Origin of the sequence: Kitasatospora sp. NPDC004799 (genome assembly GCF_040609095.1) — a bacterium.
Taxonomy (GTDB): Bacteria; Actinomycetota; Actinomycetes; order Streptomycetales; family Streptomycetaceae; genus Kitasatospora.
In genome coordinates, this window is sequence record NZ_JBEXJK010000582.1 from 1 (window position 1) to 3,811 (window position 3,811).

General features: G+C 77.9%; 3 protein-coding genes. All 3 read right to left on the minus strand.

The window, feature by feature from the left end; translation table 11 throughout:
* Positions 1-2,115: DUF4157 domain-containing protein (locus ABZW03_RS38370; protein ID WP_355269130.1), on the minus strand; the 2,115-nt coding region annotated here is incomplete at its 3' end.
* On the minus strand, positions 2,112-2,504 hold the full coding sequence (locus tag ABZW03_RS38375) for a hypothetical protein (RefSeq protein ID WP_355269132.1): 393 nt from the start codon (positions 2,502-2,504) through the stop codon (positions 2,112-2,114). The genes ABZW03_RS38375 and ABZW03_RS38370, both read right to left, overlap by 4 nt.
* Positions 2,495-3,811: AAA family ATPase (locus ABZW03_RS38380; RefSeq protein ID WP_355269134.1), on the minus strand; the 1,317-nt coding region annotated here is incomplete at its 5' end. The genes ABZW03_RS38375 and ABZW03_RS38380, both read right to left, overlap by 10 nt.

Sequence of the window (3,811 nt, forward strand, 5' to 3'; positions counted from 1 at the left end):
GGACGCCGCTTCGGGCCCGGCACCGTCCGGGACGGCCGCGTCCCCGCCCAGGCCGTCCCCGCCGACCGGCCCGGCCGGCCCGGCGGCGTGGGGGGCGGCGGTGCGCTCGGGACCGGTCGGCTCGGGCGAAGCGGCGGGCTCAGGGGCTTCGGGGGCCGCTTCGGCCTCGCGTGCCTCCTCGGCCGGGGCCTCGGGCTGCCGCGGTTCCGCCGCAGCGGGTTCGGCGGCGGCCGGCGCCGGGGCGGCCGGGTTGGCGGTGGGGTCCGGGCCGACCTCCTGCTCGACCGGCCGCTCCGGCTGGAGGTCGCGGGCACCGCGGTCCTCGGCCTCGGCGGCGGGGGCCGGTTCGGGCGCGGCCTGCGGCGCCGCCCCGGGCGCCCCGGCCGGCTCCGCCTCGTCCTCCGGCCGGCTCTCCCGCTCGGCCTGCACCTGGTCGGCCTTGGTCGCGGGCGGCTCGGGGAAATCCGGCGCCTCGGCGTTCCCGGGGGGAGTGCCGTCCGCCGACAGGGTGATCCGGTCGGCCGTCGGGACGGCCGACACGTCGAGGTCGGAGGAGGGCAGGAAGTCCCCGGGCGTGAGCTCCGGCCCGGGGTCGGCGGCGGCCGACGGCCGGTCCTGCTCCTTGTCCGGCCCGTCGTGGACCTCGGACTCCGCGCCGGGCTCCAGGCCCAACGGCCGTTCCTCGTCCCGGGTTTCGTCCTTCTGGTGGTCGTCCTCCAGCAGGCCGTGCCGGGCCAGCGGACTGTCCTCGGCCCGCGCGATCGCCTCCAGGCGTTCGGGCTTGACCGGGACGGGCTGCGGCGGCGGCCCGGCGGCGGGCTCCTGCGGCCTGGCGCCGACCGGGGGCTGGGCAGCGGCGTCCTGCGGCCCGGCTTCGGACGGGCCGGGTACGGAGACGGGTTCGGACTGCGAAACGTCCTCCCCGGCCGGCCCGGGCACCTGCTCCGGGCCCGCCTCGGGGCCCGCCTCGGGGGCCGCCTCGACGGCCGGAGCCTGCGCCTGCGCGGCGGGCTCGGCCTGCCCGGCCTCCGGCTGCCCGGCCGGCTGCCCGGTCGGCTGCCCGGCCGGTTGCTCAGCCGGCGGAGCCTGCGCGGCCTCGTCCTCCGCCTCCGGTGCCTGCTGCTCGTCCCGCTGCTCGTCCTGCCCCTCCGGGCGGTCCTCGTCCCGGTGCCCCTCGCGGCGTCTGCGCCGCCGCCTCGGGTCCTCCGACTGCCGTGCCTCCTCGTCGAGTTGCTGCTGCCGGTCCTGCTCGCCGCGGTCCTGGTCGTCGGCGGCCCGGTCGGCCCGGTCGGCGGGGTCGGTGGGGTCGGTGACCGGCTCGGGCGTCAGCGCGCCGTCGACCTCGGAGAGGCGGTGCTCGGCGGCCTCGACCAGCTCCAGCACCCGGGTGTAGTCCGAGGAGGGCAGTCGGACCGCCAGCCGTTCGAGCACGGAGGCCTGCAACTCGGGTGCGAAACGGGAGAGTTGCAGGCGGACCCGGCCGGAGGAGTCGGTCGGGTCGCCGCGCAGCGAGCGCAGGATGCCGGCCGCCAGCCGGTCGACCAGGGTGGCCGGATCGAGCCGCTCGGTGCGGAACCGATCCGCGTCGACGGTCGCGTAGCGGAGCCAGCCCGGCGTGGCGCTCGGCGTCGCCGCCGTCGGCCGGTCGTCGCGCGCGCCGTGCTCCGCCTCCCGTTCGACCGCGTCCTGCGGCAGGCTGACCGCGCCCAGGTCGCGCCCGGCCCGCAGCGCCCCGAGCGGGTTCGGGGCCTGGACGGTGTGCAGCAGCTCGTGGGTGAGCAGCCGCCGGCCGTCCTCGGAGGCGGGCCGGTACTTGCCCTCGCCGAAGAAGAGGTCGGGGCCGACGGCGACGGCGTCCGCGCCGATCAGCTCGGTCAGCGCGGCGGAGTCCCGGTCGGTGTGCACCCGGACCCGGGTGAGGTCGTGCCCGAGCCGCGCCTCCAACTCCCGGCGCAGGCCGGGGTCGAGCGGCTGGCCGGCGCCGGAGACGATCTCCTTGGGCTCGGGCGTACGGGCCTTCGGCGCCCGGGCCTTGCGCCGGGCCTGGGCGCCCTGCTTGCCGTCGCGCGTGGAATCCTTCGCGGCGGCGGCCGTGGTGGTGGCGAGTCGGGTCATGTCCGCCTCCGTCCGGGTGGCGCCGAGGGCGGCCGGCCGTCGCCGGAGAGCCCGGCGTGCACGGCGCGGGCGAGTGCCTCGCCGAGCCGCTGCGGTGAGGCGCCCGCCGGAAGCGGCGGGAGCCCGGAGAGCAGGTCCAGCGCGCGGTCGCCGCCGGCCGCGAGCGGCACGCCGCGCGCCTCGACCAGCCGGGTCAGCTCGCTCCGGAACGCCGCCGTCAGCCGGTCGTGGTCGATCCGGGCGAAGCCGTCGAGGACCAGCTCGCCGATCTCGACCTCGATCCGCCCGACGGTGCCGGAACCGACGGTGCCGGAACCGACGGCCCCGGGCCTGGCACTCCCGTGCTCGGGGCCGTTCCGCCCGCTCCCGGTCTCCACGGTCAGATCCATCCGCCGACCTCCGAGGGCGTCAGCGAGCGCTCCAGCTTCAGGTACTCGGTGCGCGCGGCCGCCAGCAGGTGCCGCATCTGCATCGGGCAGTCCTCGTCGGCGGCCAGGAAGGCGGCGGACAGCGCGATGTTGCGGATGGAGCCGCCGGCCACGGTGAGCTGGGCGAGCCGCTCCGGGTCGAGGCCCTCGCTGGGGGTCCGCTCGGGGATGACCCGCCGCCAGATCTCGGCCCGCTCCGGCACCCCGGGGAACGGGAAGTCGACCACGAACCTGATCCGCCGCATGAACGCCGGGTCCAGCGCCTTCTTCATGTTGGTGGTGAGCACGGCCAGGCCCCGGTACGCCTCCATCCGCATCAGCAGGTAGCTGACCTCCAGGTTGGCGTAGCGGTCGTGGCTGTCCTTGATCTCGCTGCGCTTGCCGAACAGCGCGTCGGCCTCGTCGAACAGCAGCAGCGCGCCGCCGCGTTCGGCCGCGTCGAAGACCCGCCGGAGGTTCTTCTCGGTCTCGCCGATGTACTTGCTGACGACCTGGGAGAGGTCGATCACGAACAGGTCCACGCCGAGCTGCCCGGCGACCACCTCGGCCGCCAGCGTCTTCCCGGTGCCCGAGCCGCCGGCGAACAGCGCGGTGACGCCGAGCCCGCGGCGCAGCACCTGCTCGAACCCCCACTCCTGGTAGACCGTGCCGCGCCGGCGGACGTGGGCGACGATCTCGCGCAGCGTCGCGCGCTGGCGCTCCTCCAGCACCAGGTCCTCCCAGTCGGCGCGCGGTTCGATCCGCCGGCCCAGGTCCTCCAGGGACATCCGGGCCTCCACCAGCCCGGCGTGCCAGGCCAGCGGGCTGACGTCCCGGCCGTCCCCGGCCGCCCGCCGGGCCGTCGCCGCGGCCGACCGGATGACATGGCCGGGCAGCGAGAACTGCGCGGCCAGCGACCGGAGTTCGCCCTCGGTGACGCCCGGTGCGCCGTCCAGCGCCGCGGTCCAGATCGCCAGCTGCTCCTCGGGGCCGAGCGGCGGCACGGTCAGCCGGGCGCGGTCCGGGGCCCCGGCCGGCGGGGGCTCGTCGCCGGACACCACCAGCGGCACCGCCAGGCTCGCGAGGAAGGCCTCGGTGCCGTTCGGGGCCGGCGGGCGCTCCCGGCCGGGCTCCCCGCCCTCCACCAGCAGCGCGGCGGGTATCAGGATCGCCTCCCGCTGCCACAGCCGGGCGAGCTGCTCGCGCTCGGCGGGCTCGGTGGGCAGGTCCTCGCGGTGCGCGGCGTAGAGCCCGAGCCCGGCGCGCCGGGCCGCCGCCGCCGCGATCTC